This window comes from Terrisporobacter glycolicus ATCC 14880 = DSM 1288 (genome assembly GCF_036812735.1).
Classification (GTDB): domain Bacteria; phylum Bacillota; class Clostridia; order Peptostreptococcales; family Peptostreptococcaceae; genus Terrisporobacter; species Terrisporobacter glycolicus.
Genome location: NZ_CP117523.1, coordinates 3,403,407 through 3,419,401, shown reverse-complemented (window position 1 = coordinate 3,419,401; position 15,995 = coordinate 3,403,407). Strand labels below are relative to the sequence as shown.

At 29.0% G+C, this 15,995-nt stretch carries 17 protein-coding genes; all 17 read left to right on the top strand.

The features are described from left to right. The first annotated feature begins 38 nt into the window (after positions 1 to 38). The 17 genes from TEGL_RS16780 (at position 39) to TEGL_RS16700 (ending at position 15,823) form a co-directional block, all read left to right on the top strand. Complete coding sequence (locus TEGL_RS16780) at positions 39 to 1,235, top strand: cytochrome c biogenesis protein/redoxin (RefSeq protein WP_018591627.1); 1,197 nt, start codon at positions 39 to 41, stop codon at positions 1,233 to 1,235. A 220-nt stretch (positions 1,236 to 1,455) separates the two neighbouring features. Continuing rightward, the gene (locus tag TEGL_RS16775; RefSeq protein ID WP_018591626.1) at positions 1,456 to 2,208 is read left to right on the top strand and encodes a GntR family transcriptional regulator; all 753 of its coding nucleotides are present in this window, start codon (positions 1,456 to 1,458) and stop codon (positions 2,206 to 2,208) included. Positions 2,209 to 2,232: 24 nt separating this feature from the next. Then, a complete protein-coding gene (locus TEGL_RS16770) occupies positions 2,233 to 2,646 on the top strand; it encodes a PTS sugar transporter subunit IIA (protein WP_018591625.1) in 414 nt (137 codons plus the stop codon). Further along, the gene (locus TEGL_RS16765; RefSeq protein ID WP_018591624.1) at positions 2,647 to 3,393 is read left to right on the top strand and encodes a BtpA/SgcQ family protein; all 747 of its coding nucleotides are present in this window, start codon (positions 2,647 to 2,649) and stop codon (positions 3,391 to 3,393) included. Beyond that, on the top strand, positions 3,393 to 3,863 hold the full coding sequence (locus TEGL_RS16760) for a PTS sugar transporter subunit IIB (protein WP_018591623.1): 471 nt from the start codon (positions 3,393 to 3,395) through the stop codon (positions 3,861 to 3,863). The genes TEGL_RS16765 and TEGL_RS16760 overlap by 1 nt, the downstream gene beginning before the upstream one ends. 23 nt (positions 3,864 to 3,886) lie before the next feature. After that, the gene (locus TEGL_RS16755) at positions 3,887 to 4,648 is read left to right on the top strand and encodes a PTS mannose/fructose/sorbose/N-acetylgalactosamine transporter subunit IIC (protein WP_018591622.1); all 762 of its coding nucleotides are present in this window, start codon (positions 3,887 to 3,889) and stop codon (positions 4,646 to 4,648) included. Next, positions 4,632 to 5,474 carry a PTS system mannose/fructose/sorbose family transporter subunit IID gene (locus tag TEGL_RS16750; protein ID WP_018591621.1) on the top strand — a complete coding sequence of 281 codons (843 nt, stop codon included), beginning with the start codon at positions 4,632 to 4,634 and terminating at the stop codon, positions 5,472 to 5,474. The genes TEGL_RS16755 and TEGL_RS16750 overlap by 17 nt, the downstream gene beginning before the upstream one ends. A 175-nt stretch (positions 5,475 to 5,649) precedes the next feature. Next, positions 5,650 to 6,087, top strand: coding sequence for a PaaI family thioesterase (locus TEGL_RS16745; RefSeq protein ID WP_018591620.1), 438 nt, complete (start codon positions 5,650 to 5,652; stop codon positions 6,085 to 6,087). Positions 6,088 to 6,270: 183 nt separating this feature from the next. Beyond that, positions 6,271 to 7,629 carry a protein kinase domain-containing protein gene (locus TEGL_RS16740; RefSeq protein ID WP_020573096.1) on the top strand — a complete coding sequence of 453 codons (1,359 nt, stop codon included), beginning with the start codon at positions 6,271 to 6,273 and terminating at the stop codon, positions 7,627 to 7,629. Positions 7,630 to 7,683: 54 nt separating this feature from the next. Continuing rightward, complete coding sequence (locus TEGL_RS16735; RefSeq protein WP_018591619.1) at positions 7,684 to 8,055, top strand: HIT family protein; 372 nt, start codon at positions 7,684 to 7,686, stop codon at positions 8,053 to 8,055. Positions 8,056 to 8,506: 451 nt separating this feature from the next. After that, positions 8,507 to 9,376: a polysaccharide deacetylase family protein gene (locus TEGL_RS16730; protein WP_018591618.1), complete on the top strand. Its 870-nt coding sequence runs from the start codon at positions 8,507 to 8,509 to the stop codon at positions 9,374 to 9,376. A 348-nt stretch (positions 9,377 to 9,724) separates the two neighbouring features. Next, entirely contained in the window at positions 9,725 to 10,231 is a 507-nt protein-coding gene (locus TEGL_RS16725; protein ID WP_018591617.1) for an RNA polymerase sigma factor, read from the top strand. Positions 10,232 to 10,236: 5 nt separating this feature from the next. Continuing rightward, complete coding sequence (locus tag TEGL_RS16720) at positions 10,237 to 11,094, top strand: anti-sigma-V factor rsiV (RefSeq protein ID WP_018591616.1); 858 nt, start codon at positions 10,237 to 10,239, stop codon at positions 11,092 to 11,094. 288 nt (positions 11,095 to 11,382) lie between these two features. Beyond that, positions 11,383 to 12,264: a polysaccharide deacetylase family protein gene (locus tag TEGL_RS16715; RefSeq protein ID WP_018591615.1), complete on the top strand. Its 882-nt coding sequence runs from the start codon at positions 11,383 to 11,385 to the stop codon at positions 12,262 to 12,264. A gap of 204 nt (positions 12,265 to 12,468) precedes the next feature. Beyond that, positions 12,469 to 13,341, top strand: a complete 873-nt coding sequence (locus tag TEGL_RS16710) for a C39 family peptidase (protein ID WP_018591614.1) — start codon at positions 12,469 to 12,471, stop codon at positions 13,339 to 13,341. A 153-nt stretch (positions 13,342 to 13,494) separates the two neighbouring features. After that, positions 13,495 to 14,439 (top strand): L-lactate dehydrogenase, encoded by a 945-nt coding sequence (locus TEGL_RS16705; protein ID WP_018591613.1) that lies wholly within the window; start codon positions 13,495 to 13,497, stop codon positions 14,437 to 14,439. Between the two features lie 73 nt (positions 14,440 to 14,512). Continuing rightward, positions 14,513 to 15,823 (top strand): SH3 domain-containing protein, encoded by a 1,311-nt coding sequence (locus TEGL_RS16700; protein WP_018591612.1) that lies wholly within the window; start codon positions 14,513 to 14,515, stop codon positions 15,821 to 15,823. The last annotated feature ends 172 nt before the right edge of the window (positions 15,824 to 15,995 follow it).

Sequence of the window (15,995 nt, the reverse complement as noted above, 5' to 3'; positions counted from 1 at the left end):
TAAAAAGTTGAATAAATTTAGCAACAGAGGAGAAGCTTATGGAAAAAATAAACTTTATTGTAGTATTTATAGAAGGTTTAGTGTCATTTTTATCACCTTGTGTACTACCAATACTGCCCATTTACTTAAGTATGTTATCTAATAGCAGCATAGAAAACTTAAACCAAGGAAGATTTACGAAAAGTTCATTATTTAGAAATACTTTATTATTTACATTGGGTATTTCAACGACTTTCTTTATTTTAGGCTCTTCAGTAAATGCTCTAAGCTCATTTTTCAATGATTACAAATATATGGTCATGATGATAGGTGGAATTATCACAATAATCATGGGGCTATTCTACATGGATAGCATAAAATCTAATTTTTTAAATAGAGAAAAAAGATTTGAGTTTAAATCTAAAGAGATGAATATATGGACATCATTCTTGCTAGGTTTCACATTTAGCTTTGGGTGGACTCCATGTATAGGACCAATCCTTGCTTCTGTACTTATAATGTCAAGTAATGCAGATAGTACAGTCATATCTTATTTATTGATAATTGTGTATACTCTAGGATTTATTTTGCCATTCTTACTAGTTGCATTATTCTACAACAAATTAGTAAAAAGCATAGATAAGCTTAAAATGCATATGGACAAAATAAAGAAAATTGGAGGCATAATTATTGTAATATCTGGTATGGTCATGTTCTCTAATGGGATCAAAGCTAAAAGAGAAGCAGAGTGGATAAAAAGCCAAAATAAAACTGAAATTAGCCAAAGTAGTGAATCTGAAACAGGTACAAATTCAGATCAAGAACAAAAAATTGAAGCCTTAGATTTTACTTTATATGATCAATATGGAAAAGAACATAAATTAAGTGACTATAGAGGTAAGACGGTATTTTTAAACTTCTGGGCAACTTGGTGTCCACCATGTAGAGGAGAAATGCCTCATATAGAAGATTTATATAAGGAATATGGGCAAAATAGCAAGGATGTAATTATACTAGGGGTTGCTTCACCTAATGTTGGAAAAGAAGGAGACAAACAATATATAGAAGACTTCCTAAAAGAAAATAAGTATACTTTTCCTGTAGTATTTGATGATGGAGGCATGCTAAGTTACCAATATGGATTTACTTCTCTACCATCAACACTTATAATTGACGAAAATGGATATGTTACAAAATACGTGCCAGGTGCTATGAATAAGAGTACTATGAAAAGTTTAATAGAAAGTGACAATTAATTATAATTTAAATATTAATAAGGAGTGTTTCAAGGTGACTAAAAAATCATCTAAAGGAGCACTCCTTTTACTTTGTTTAAATTTGTTTCCAATATATTTTTATTGTATTAAAAATATTATTTATATAATAAAAACATTAAGTTGACACCGTTTTCAACTTGTTATAACATGTAATAAGAAAGTTGTTATATAATGTTATAAAAATAAGGAGGTGTTGCTAGTGAATGAAGAAAAGCAAAAACATGAAAATGACTTAGAAGTTAATTCATTTATTCCTTTATACCAGCAGCTTTATGACAACATAAGAAAGCAAATTACAGCAGGTATATACAAACCAGGGGACAAGCTTCCATCAGAAGGTGACTTATGTAAGGAGTTTAATGTAAGTCGTATAACTGTAAGAAATGCTCTTAAGCAACTTGTGGAAGAAGAAATTTTATGCAAAAAGCGTGGTAAAGGAACGTATGTAACAATTCCGGCGAGAGTAGAGGCTTTGTGCGCAGGTAATAGTTTCACAAATTCTTGTCATCGTTTAGATGCCAAACCGAGTACAAAAATTATTTTAACTTCAATAGAAAAAGCTAAAAAAGCTGTGTGTGAAGCTTTAAATATAGAGCAAGATGATAAAGTAATCTGTATAAAAAGGCTTAGATTAATAGATGATATGCCAGCTATATTTGAAATAGATTATTTCAGAATGGAGTATATGTTTTTATTAAAAGAAGATTTGGAAGATGTGTCATTAATGGAAACTATATCAAAAAATATTAGTACTCAGCCTAAGCGTGTGGAAGATGTTTTTGAAGTAAAGTACTCAAATAAGGAATACTCAGATCATCTAAAATGTGCTACAAATATGCCTTTATTAAAAGTACGTCAGTTAGTATATGCAGAAAATGATGAAGTACTTTATTATAATGAGCAATACATTAGAAGTGATAAATATAAATATGCAGTTTCATCAAATATATAATTTTACAACGAGAGGGGAACAGTAATGAGGAAAATTTTATTAGCATCTCATGGAGATTTTTCAAAAGGTCTATTAGATTCAGCAAAAATGATAGTAGGTGACTTAGCAAATTGCGTCACTTCATATAGTTTATATCCTGGAGAAAGCGCTGCAGAATATGTAAAAAGTATTGAAGATACAGTTGCAAATGACAAAGAAACAGAATATGTGATTTTATCGGACTTATATGGTGCAAGTGTTTGTACTGCAATGTTAAAATTAACAATTTACCCAAATGTTAAGCTTTTCTCTGGGATGAACTTAAACATGTTATTAGAACTACTTACAAGATTCTCAGACTCACTAAATGACGAAGATGTAAAACAATTAGTGGAAGAATCAAAAGCTGGAGTAACACATGTGACAATTGAGATTAATGAAGAAGAAGAGGTGTTTTAAATGGGAGAGACAAAGGGGATTTTATCAGTTTTCAAGAATAAGAAGCCAATTATAGCTATGGTTCATTTAAAAGGAGATACTCCAGAAGAAATATTTGAAAGAGCTAAGAAAGAGATTCACATATTTGAGGAAAACGGTGTAGATGGAATAATGTTAGAAAATTACTACGGTAATTACTATGACTTAGAAAGAATTTTAGAGTATGTATCAATATCAAATTTATCAATACCTTATGGAGTTAACTGTTTAAATGTTGATGCCATGGGATTTGAATTAGCAAATAGATATAATGCAAGTTATATACAAGTGGATTCAGTAGTAGGACATGTTAAACCAAGAGATGAAGCTACTTTAGAAGAATTTTTTAAATTATATAGAAGAAACTGCAAAGCTTACTTAATAGGTGGAGTACGTTTCAAATACCAACCTGTATTATCGGAAAAAACAGTAGAAGAAGATTTACAAATAGGTATGACTAGATGTGATGCTATTGCTGTTACAGAAAATGCTACTGGAGAAGAAACTTCTATGGAAAAAATAGAATTATTCAAAAAAAACTTAGGAGATTTTCCATTAGTAATTGCTGCTGGAGTTACTCTAGAAAATGCGAAAAAACAGCTTGAAATAGGTGATATTGCAATAGTAGGAAGTTACTTTAAAGACACTTTTAAAGATACTGGAGATGTAAGTGAAGATCATGTTAAAACATTTATGAATGAAATTAAAAAGATGAGGGAGGAACTATAATGATTAAATTAGTAAGAGTTGACCACAGACTTATACACGGACAAGTAGCATTTACTTGGACAAAATTTTTAAGTACAGATTGTATCTTAATAGCAAGTGATGGATTATTAAAAGATGATTTAAGAATGGCAGGGCTTAGAATGGCTAAGCCATCAAATGTTAAGTTAGTAATGAAAAGTATAGAAGATTCAGCAAAAGCTCTTAATTCAGGAGTTACAGACAAATATAATTTATTAATACTTTGTGAATCAGTGGAAGATGTTTATCGTCTAGCTAAAAAAGTTCCAACTATAACAGCAATAAACCTAGGAGGAACAAAATCAGGAGATGACAGAAAAAACATATCTAAAGCTGTGAATATATCACAAGATGATGTGAAAATGATAAAAGAGTTATCAGAAGAAGGAAGAAGTATATTTGTACAATTAGTTCCAGATGATGACAGTACAGATGTAATGAAATTAATATAAATACTTATTAGGGGGAGATAAATATGCAAATAACACAAGTTGTTTTAATTACTCTTATTGCTTTCTTTGCATACATGCATAGTTACGTAGGTTCTACTATGCACAATAGACCAATAGTTGTGGCACCACTTGTTGGTTTAGCATTAGGCGATTTGCATACAGGTATAGTAATAGGATCTACGTTAGAGCTAGTATTTATGGGGGCATTCCCAGTTGGAGCAAGTAACCCGCCAGATTTTGTTTCTGGTTCAATTATAGCAACAGCATTTGTAATATTAACTGGACAAGATGTATCTGCAGCAGTAGTACTTGCAGTACCAATAGCAACATTAGTACTTTTAATTGATAACTTCCTTATGACTGTAGTTCTTACATGGGGATCTCATATTGCAGACCGTTATGCTGAAGAAGGAAATATCGAAGGCGTAGAACGTATGCAAATAATATTTGGTATAGGTAATAAAATTATTTTAGCTTTAATAGTAGGCTTTGGTTTCTCCTTAGGTGTTCCAGCAATAGAAAAAATACTTTCTTATATTCCTGAGTTTGTTATACATGGAATGGATGTTGCAGCAGGAGTAATACCAGCTATAGGTTTTGCCATGTTAGCTAGAATGATGTTAAACAAAAAAACTGTAGCCTTTCTTTTATTAGGATTTATAATGGTAGCATACTTAAAAATTACTGTAACAGGGGTTGCTTTATTCGGATTAGCAATAGCTTTAATATATGTAAACTACAATTCAGGAAATAAGGAGGTAATAGTAGATGACAATGAATTCTAAAAAGCCCGAAACAATTTCACCAGAAAGTCAAATAACTAGAAAAGACTTTTGGAAATGTTTTAGAAGATCTTTAACAATGGACTCATCATGGAACTATGAGCGTATGCAAAACTTAGCATATGCATATACAATGGCACCAATCATCCGTAGACTATACAAAGGTGACAAGGAAAAAACATCTAAAGCATTAAAAAGACATCTTGAATTTATGTCAATTACTCCCCATCTAAGTACTTTATTAGTAGGTATTTCTGGAGCTATGGAAGAAGAAAATGAAAAAAATGAAAACTTTGATGAAAATGGTATAAATGCAGTTAAATCAAGTTTAATGGGACCTGTTTCGGGAATAGGAGATTCATTCTTCTGGGGAACTTTAAAACTTATAGCTGCAGGTGTGGGTATAGCCTTAGCATCACAAGGTAACATAATGGGACCAATATTATTCCTATTAATTATAAATATACCTCACTTCATAATACGTTATATTTGTTTAGATAAAGGATTTAAATATGGAACACAGTTCTTTAAAGATGTAAGTGGTTCAAGCATAGTTTCTCAAGTAATGGAAGCTACATCAATGCTAGGACTTATGGTTATTGGAGGTATGACAGCATCCAATGTTATGCTAGAACTTAGTATAAATGTTGGTAGTGGAGAATGGGCAGAGCCAATTCAAACATATTTAGATCAAATTATGCCATGTATGCTTCCAGCCATAATATTCGGAGTTATGTACTGGTTACTTGGTAAAAAAGTAAAAACTACAACAATACTTATATCAGCAATGTTAATTTGTATAGCATTAGCTGGTTTTGGAATTGTATAAAAATAACATTATCATTATTACAAAAAACAGCTATAAATATAGCTGTTTTTTTATTGAAAAGTAAACTGCAAATAAGAATTTCTATTTATATTTTTTCATAATAGAGATATTATAATATTATGGTAAAAATTTTATAAAAACTATTGAAAATAGCAAATTAAGGGGGCAAAATAAATTGGAAAAACTAGATATTATAGATGAAGTAAATTACAAAAAAATGATGGAACATAGAAATAGTTTAGCTGGTTTTGCAAAAGAAATAGGTATAAAAATAACATCAATCTCAAAAGGTTATGCAAAGGGAGAAATTGATATAAATAAAAGTCATTTAAATCCTGGAAAATCTGTTCATGGAGGATGTATTTTCACTTTGGCAGATACTGTAGGGGGAACAGCTGCATGGACTAGAGGTAACTACGTAGTAACTACTTCAAGTAATATTACTTATTTAAATCCTGCCATAGAATCCGAGAAGTTAATAGCTATTGCCAAGGAAATCAAATTTGGCAAGAAGATCTTAGTTTATGAGGTAGATATATGGGATGATAGTGAAAGACTAATTGCCAAGGTTACTAATTCTTATTACAACATAGAAAAGAAACTAGATTTATAGTACAAATAAGTATTAATTATTAATGTAAAGAGTGTATTAAAAAATAATACACTCTTTTATTACTCCAAAAAGTGACAATAATATAAAAAAATTAAACACAAATATAGATAATTATTTACAAATTTTGTATAATTAACTTAATTATTATTAGGGAAAAGGAAATATATTATGGAGGAATAATGCATGGAAGATTTCAGGAATAAATACACCGATATCCAGCTAGTAGAAAAAGACGAATTGGCTGAAGTATATGTGGCCATAAATAATGAAACACAGCAAAAAGTACGTATAAAAGTTCTAAGAAAAGAAAGTAATCATAAAAGATACATCAATGATATAACAGAGAAAATAAATATGTTAAAAGATTTAAAACATGAAAATCTAATAGGAATAAATGATATATCTAGTTTTGTAGAAAATAATTATATTTATTACTATGTAGAAACGGAGTATTTCAAAAGCAGAAGCTTATGGAATAAAGTAGTATTTAGCAAACTGACTTATAGAGAAAGCCTAAATATAGTTAAGCAAATAGCAGAAGGATTAAAAGAGTTTCATCATAAATCATTAAGTCATGATAATCTAGATACAGAAAATATATTTATAAATTCAGAAGGTATTGTAAAAATTGATGTGTTATCATATTTAGAGCAAAAATACGATGAATCAGGAAAACTGATTGATGAAGATGATTTTGAGGCTGGAAAAGAAGAAGATATTTATTCTATAGGTATTATTTTATACACGTTAATAACTAGGGATCTTGATTTTAGTTCAAGAAAATTAAAGAAGAAAATTAAAGATGAAGAAATATTTAGTATTATATATAGTGCAACGACAAATAAAGCAAATTATATGTATGAAAATTTAAATGAGTTTATAGTAGATGTAAGTTCTTGCATAGAAAGCCTACCAGTAGATGTTGAAAAAACATTAGATGAAAGTGGTTCAGATGTAGAAGAAGAGAATGTAGAAGAGTACGATTCTAAATTAAATAAAAGAAGATTAATTAAGAAAGTATGCGCTTGTGCAGCTGTGTTTTTAGTTCTAGTAATAGGTGTAAAAGGCATAGAGTTACTTAACAAGGACAAAAAAGAAAGTAATAAAAGTAAACCAACTACAGAAGTAGTAAAAGAGGAACCAGTTAAAGAAGAACCTGTAGAACCAGAAGAAAATACAGAAGTTGAAGCGGCTGATGCAACAGATACTCAATCTAATAATGTAGATACATACCAAAATGACTATTATTCAAATAAAAATACTAACAATAGCAATAATATAAATAACAACAATAATCATAATAATAACAATACTGGAAACAATAATAGCGGAAACAATAGTAGTAATGGTAATAATACCGTAGTACCGCCATCACAAGACAACGATAAAGAACCTTCTAATCCAGGAGACGATAACTCAAATAATGGAGGAGAAGAAACACCAACACCTAATCCTAATCCAGATGAAGGTAATGGTGGGGATAATGGTGGGGATAATGGTGGTAATGTACCAGATTCAGAAATAAATAGTGGAATAGAATAAATTGATAAAATATTTATTGGAAAAATTAAATAGAAAAAGTAAGGAGGAAGTAAATTGAGTTGTATATTTTGTGAAATAAAAGATTATGTACTGGAAAATGACCTTGCTTATGCTATTTTTGATAAATTTCCAGCAACACCAGGTCATATGTTAGTAATACCAAAGCGTCATGTTGCAAACTTCTTTGATATAACCAAAGAAGAAAGAGAGGCAATATTTGATTTAGTAGATAAAGGCAAAGAATTACTAGATGAAAAATACAGTCCCAATGGATATAATGTGGGAGTCAATGTAAATGAAGCGGGTGGGCAAACAGTATTTCATGTTCATATACATTTAATGCCTAGATTCAATGGAGACGTAATTGACCCAACAGGTGGAGTAAGAGGAGCAATACCTAAATACATGAAATATAGTAAACAATAAACCATTGTACAATATAGATAAATATGGATCTCAAAAAGCTTATTAATAAATTTTAAAGTTACTGACAAATAAACTTGGGATATAAAAAACATATATACCTGTAAATGATTTACAAAGATTAATATAAGAGTAAGTTAAGTTTATGAAAAGAAATTTAATATATCTATAGTTAAAGAGCATTAATAGATAATGCTCTTTTTACTATATATTTACAAAACGAGGAACAAGTTAACATAATTAAAGAAATATTTGTCCAAATATCCTAAGATGGAAAATAAATAATTAAAAAATGTAATTATATTTGATGAAGATAAAGTCAATTTATATTAAAAAAATACAAAATGATATAAAATAATACATTTTACAACTAAGAAACAATTTAAATATAAAAGCGAAACTTCCAACTATTAATATTAAAGTATAAGAAAATTAATAATAGTGGAGGTTTAGTGTGAGAAGAAGAATAAGTTACAAGAAGTTAGCTATGATTTTAGGAATAAGTGGAGTATTATTGATTGGTGCAGGGTTATCTTTCTCAAAAGTAATGGGATATAATAGTAAAAAAGAGAATAACGTAGTACGCAATAATGAAGAAAAAGTAGAAATAGAGTCCAAATATCCAAATACTAGTAAATCTGGCCAAAAGTATGTTTATGATGCAAAAAAAATAGAAGAAAGAATTAAAACATATAATTATTCTAATAATGGTGAAAAAATGGTGTTTTTAACTTTCGATGATGGACCATCAGTAACTAATACGCCAAAGATACTTGATATACTAGACAAAAATAACGTAAAAGGAACGTTTTTTGTACTTGGATCCACTCTAGAAAATGGAGGGCAAAATGCTAAAGCAATATTAAAAAGAACATTTGACAGTGGTCATTCAATAGGAAATCATTCCTACAGTCACGATATGAATAAATTATATCCAGGAAGAAACTTGGATTTGAATTCATTTAAAGAAGATTTTGCCAAGAATGATAAACTATTAAAATCTATACTGGGGGATAAATTTTCAACTAAAGTTTTAAGATGTCCTGGTGGATATATGTCATGGAAGGGTATGGACAAATTAGATGGATATCTAAAAGAAAATAATATGGTATCAATAGACTGGAATGCCCTTAATAAAGATGCAGAGGGTGGAAGAAAAAATGCGGATCAATTAGCTAAAATTGCTATTGAAACATCAAAAAATAAAGAAGTTGTAATTTTACTAATGCATGATACTTATTCAAAAGAAGAAACTGTTAAAGCTTTACCAGATATAATAAAACATTTCAAGGATAATGGATATGAATTCAAGACATTAGGATAAAATTTAATTTATTATAAATTTAAAATATAGATAGAGATCTAGAACATGTAAAATCAAGTATGTAAGTTGGCAAAATTGTCATCTTACATATTTTTATTGTTTATAGAGTGCTACTAAGAAAAGGCGTGTTAATTTTGACATGTCCTAATTGTTATGGAGATTTTTATTATGAACATGACAAAAATAAATAAGAGTGGCCATAGCTGTTAAAGGCTATATTTAGGGATTTTTTATATAATTAAGAAAATATAGATATAGTAATAGAAAAAAAAATATAATAAAGTATATATATTATAAAACTTTTTAAATTATATAAAACGTCTAATATATGAGAGGTGAACAAATGAAATGAAATTACTAAGCTTAGTAGAAAGAAAAAAAGAAAAACAAGTAAGGAAATATATAGTTGATAATAAAGAATCTTTATATAGGTTTGCTCACAGCTATGTAAAAAATGAAGATGATGCACTGGATATAGTGCATGATGCTGTCTGTAAATCATTGGTTAATATAAACACTCTCAAAAACATAGATAGCATTAAACCTTGGATTTATCAAATAGTATCAAATTGTGCAATAGATTATATTAGAAAAAATAAAAAATATGTAGCAATAAGTGATGATCTACAAGACGAAAATGCAATAGGGTATGATACATACGAAGATATAGACTTACAAGAAGCTTTGGAGAGATTACCTGAAAAGTATAGGATTGTGATTGTGCTAAGATATTTTGAAGATATGAAAATAGGAGATATAGCTCAGATACTAAATGAAAATGAAAACACTGTAAAAACTAGACTTTATAACGGATTATCAAAATTGAAAATAGATCTCATTGAGGAAGAGGAGTGAAGGTTTTGAAAAAAGATAAAAAGATAGAAGATTTGAAGCAAAACTATAACAATATAGAAATACCAGATAGGTTGAATGATGTAGTAAATGATGCTTTAAATAGAAGTAGAAATAGAAACAAGAAAAGTAGAATGGCTCTGTGGTCTACCGTTGTTGCATCAATATGTATAATAATAGTTACTGTTAATTTAAGTCCAGCTTTTGCAAGTACTCTTGAAGGTATACCTGTAATAGGAAATATAATAAAAATTATAAACTTTAAGAATTATAAAGTGAATAAAAATGGATACGATGTATCCATTGATGTACCCAAAATAGAAGGATTAAAAGATAAGGAATTAGAATATAAGTTAAACAAAGAATTTGAATCTGATGGCAAAAAACTATATGATGAGTATTTAAAAGAAGTAAAAGACTTAGAGAAGTTAGGTGTAGAAGGCAGAAAATATGGCAAGTCTTGGTATGAAGTAATAAATGAAAATGATGATGTTTTATCATTAGTAATTTATAATTACTATGCACAAGGGTCATCTAACACAACTAGAAAATTTTACAATATAGATAAGAAAAATCAGACAGTCTTAACATTGGAAGGTATGTTCAAAGGAAGCGACTATGTCAATGTTATAAGTAAGAATATTATAAGTCAGATGAGAGAAAGACATCAAAAGAATCCAGAAGATGTATATTGGATTGATGGAGAAATAGAATATTTTACAAAAATAAAGAAAGATCAAGGCTTTTATATAAATGATAAAAATGAAATAGTTATATGTTTTGATAAATACGAAGTTGCTCCTGGAGCCTCTGGTTTAGTAGAATTTACTATACCTAAAGAGATTACTAAGAAACTTATGAAGTAAATAAAGTATGAAAATTTAAAAAAGTCAAACATTTAAAAGGGTAGAAATACCCTTTTTTTTGTGAACACATTTATTAAGAAAACTTAATAAATTGTGGATAACTCCTACACTTGGCATTTTAAAAAGTTTTAGAAAAAAATAAAATTTTTTATATCAGATTTGTAACAAAAAACCTATTGAATAGTAACACCCAAGGGGTTTATACTTAATATGTCGACAAATTGTTACGTAAAAACATGAAAAGCGATAAAATATGGCTTAGATTAATAGAGGTAGGAGTTGAGAGTTATGAGGAATAGAAGACTAAATAAGAAAAAGGCGTTGGTAGTCTTAGTAGCAGGATTAGCTGTATTTGGGGTGTTAAATAGAACATTGGCATATGTGGATAATCAAAGACAAATCAAAGCAGAACAAGCAAGAATAGCAGAAGAAAAAAGAAAAGAAGAAGAAGAAAAGAAAAAGTATGTAGTTGGGGTTAGCAATGAAGGTAAAAAATATTCTTATGATGCAAAGAAAGTAGCAGAAAAATTAAGTAAGTATGATTATACTAACGATGGTAAAAAAATAGTATTTTTAACTTTTGATGATGGTACATCTAAAACTAATACACCAAAAGTATTAGATACTTTAAAGAAAGAAGATGTAAAAGCAACATTTTTCTTAACTGGACAAAACATAGAAAATGGTGGACAAGTGGCAAAAGATCTTGTGAAGAGAGAATTTGATGAAGGTCATGCTATAGGAAACCATTCATATACTCATGATGTTAAAAAGTTATACCCAGGTAGAACTTTAGATATGAAAGCATTTAAAGAAGACTTTGATAAAAATGATAAGTTATTACAAGATATATTAGGTAAGTACTTCTCAACAAGAGTAATAAGATGCCCAGGTGGATATATGTCTTGGAAGGGTATGGAACCTTTAGATAAGTATTTAGACGAAAATAACATGGTATCCATTGACTGGACATCTTTAAATGCAGATGCTGAAGGAAAAAGAAAAAATGCTCAAGAGTTACTTGACTATGCTATTAAAACTTCAAAGGGAAAAGAAATGGTAGTTCTATTAATGCATGATACTTATGGAAAAGAAGAAACAGCTAAAGCTTTACCAGATTTAATAAAATACTTTAAAGATAATGGATACGAGTTCAGAACTTTATCATAAAAATATATTTGAAGGATCCTGTAGATAGATTTATTAAAATCTACCTACAGGATTTTTTACTGTATGTAACAATTACATAGTAAAGTAGATGTTAACTAATATATATGAAAAATTTAAAAAAGTTTACAACTTTGAAACAAGTATTATATTTTTTTGAAAGAAACAAATTGTAGAATATTGTAAAAAAGAAAAGGTAAGATTATTATGAGGGCCAAAATACATAAGAAAAAACCAGTATTTTTAATTCTATTATCCATAGTGTTTTTAATAGCATTATCAAAAATAGCTGGAAGAACAATAAAAGCGTATAGCGACGATTATGATCAGGTTTCTATAAATAAAAATATGGAAGCAATATCTGAAAAAGTAAAACAATCTGATGATGATGTTTTAAAACTAATATTAAAAAATAATAAAGATAACCCAACAGCTTATAAAATCTTAGACAATGTACAATCATATCCGAGAGAGCTTTTAGAACTAGCATCGAAAAAAGAAGAAGCTTTAAATTTTGTTGCAGGGTATACTGACTACAGGGGCTACAGTAAAATAAATGATTCTGTTGAAAAAGATTATAAAAAAGGTGAAATACCATTATTTATTCAATGGGACAAAAGATGGGGCTATGAAAAATATGGTTCAGATTTTATTGCTATTAATGGATGTGGACCAACATCTATAGCAATGGTAGCTGTAGGACTTACTGGAAATACAAACATCAACCCTAAAGTAGTGGCTGATTATAGCAATGACAATGGATATTTAGTAGAAGGGGTAGGGACGAATTGGGATTTGATGACACTGGGTGCTCGAAACTTTGGAATAGCAGGTAGAGAAATATCTTTAACTGAAGAATCAATATTACAAACTTTAAGAAAAGGACAACCAATAATAGTTAGTATGGGACCTGGAGCATTTACAACAGCAGGACACTATATAGTATTAACAGGAGTGGACAACAATAATAAAATAATAGTAAATGATCCAGATAGTAAATTGAAAAGTAAAAAAACTTGGGATATAAATATATTTTTAAAAGAAGCTAAAAATTTATGGGCATTTAAACCTTTACAATAAAATATACTTGTTTTTTTATGGAAGATAAACTTAATAAAATATTTAATGACCAAAAATAAAAACAAAAACCATACTGTATACAATTGTGCTACTATTAACTTAAATATTTTATATATTGTAAAAATTTACATTCTATAAAGGGGGACAATATAAATGGAAATAAAATTAAGAAAAGTTGGTATAATTGGTGTTGGTCATGTTGGAGCTCATGTAGCTTTCTCTCTAGTAACTCAAGGACTAGTAGATGAACTTGTTTTAGTAGATATTAATAAACAAAAAGCTATTAGTGAAAAACATGATTTACTAGATGCTACAACATATCTACCACATAGAATAAATGTAATTGCAGGAGAATATGAAGATTTAGCAGACTGTGACATAATAGTAAATAGTGTGGGAAAAATTTCAGAGTCTAGAGATAGATTGGATGAACTTCAACAAAGTGTGGATATAGTTAACTCATATATTAATAAAGTGATGAATGCTGGATTTAATGGTATAATAATAAACATTACAAATCCTTGCGATATAATAGCTTATCATATACAAAAGGTTACAGGCCTTCCTCACAATCAAGTTTTTGGTACAGGAACAGGTCTTGATAGCTCTAGATTTAAAAATGTGATGGCTCAGTGCACAGGGATAGATCATAAGTCTATTATAGGATATTCTTTGGGGGAACATGGTGACTCTCAAATGATTCCTTGGTCTGTCGTAAATTTAGGTGGAAAACCTCTAGGTGAATTGGAAAAAGAAAGACCAGAAACTTTCGGAAATTTAGATAAAAAAGATATAACATATAGAACAATAAAAGGTGGATGGTTTACTTATGAAGGGAAAAAATGCACAGAGTTTGGTATAGCATCCACAGCAGCTAGATTTATAAAAGGCATTTACCATGATGAAAAGTTTGTAACAACAGCATCAACATTACTAGAAGGTGAATACGGTGAAGAAGGATTGTACATAAGTATTCCAGTAGTTATAGGAAAAAATGGAGTGGAAGATAAATACGAACTTAATTTAACAGAAGAAGAGTTAAAAGAGTTCAAACATTCTTGTAATGTAGTAAAGGAAAATATGTCTAAAATAAAATAAATAAAAAAATTGCATCACTTAAGCCACTGCGTGAGCGCTACACTCTATGTAGGCAGTGATATGGAGGATGAAAATGATAAATAAAAAATGTAAAAAGTACATGGTTACTTTTTTAACAGGGACTATAATAAGTAGTTTTTTGTGTGGAACAATAATTGATGCAAAGGAAATAAGCAACACAAAAACATCAGTACAAAAAGCGACTGTAAAAGTAATTGATAGGGGAGAAGCAACCATAGATGGAGTTAGTGTAAGGAGTAAAAATTCAGCCAGTGGAAAATATTTGGGAAGTCTTTATACTGGTGACAAGGTGGAAATAGTAGAGAAAACTAATAATGGCTGGTACAAAATAAAATATAAAAAATCGTATGCTTATGTGGGTAAAAGTTTTATAAAACTTAGTAAAACAAAAACTGTAGATAATGTATTAAATACAGGAACAGTTTATAATGCTACAAAATTAACAGTAAGAGAAAGTTGCTCAACAAGTTCAAAAGTCCTAGGTTATTTACCAAAAGGTACAAAGGTGGATATTGTAAGAGCCACTTCAACAAATTGGTACAAAATAAAATATAAAAACTCTTATGCTTATGTAAAAGGAAGTTACATAAAACTTACTCCAAGTATTAAAGTTACCAGTAGAGGAACTATTAGTGCAACATCTGTAAATGTGAGAAAAAGTGCTTCCACATCATCGACTAAATTGGGAACTTTAAACAAAGGATCTAGAGTTCAAATAATAAAAAAACAATCAAATGGATGGTACAAAATTAGATATAAAGATTCAGATGCTTATGTTAGTAGCAACTATGTAAAGTTAAGTAATTCTAACTCATCCAATAGAAAGAATCTAAATGACTTTTTATTTGTTGGAGATTCTTTTACTGCAAGAATGGAAAAGACTATAAAGAGTAAAAATGAAATGGTTTATGTTCATGCTCAAGGGGGAAGTAGACCATCTTATTGGTTAGACAAAGTAGATGAAATGCCTGACAAAAATAGTATTGACAGCGTATCTTTGTTAATAGGAGTAAATGGAGTGACTGTTTCTACAAATATTATAGACACAAAGGCTCTTATAAATCAACTTGTTGCAAAATATCCAGACAAAACTATATATGTACAAAAAGTATTTCCTGTGGGGAAAAACTTTACAGAAAATAGTCCAACAAGTCACAACAAAGCTATTAATGAGTATAATAAACAACTAAAAGATTTTTGCTCAACAAAATCAAATGTTAAGCTAATAAACGCTACAAAAGATTTTGTTGATAGTAAAGGATACCTTACAAGCACTTCTGATGGATTGCATATAGATAGTTCTAAAGAAGTAAAATTCTATAATAATATTTTTAGTGCTATAAAAGGTGCAGAGAAAAATTAAATAAGAAATTAAAAGAGATGCTTTCATAGAAATTATGATTAAAGTATCTCTTTTTCATTATGATGAAATTTCAAAAAAATTATTACTATGCAAATAAGATAATCACTTGTTTTTACAAAATTCATCAAAAAAATTATTACAATATTTTAAGGAAATATTTGACAAAATATCA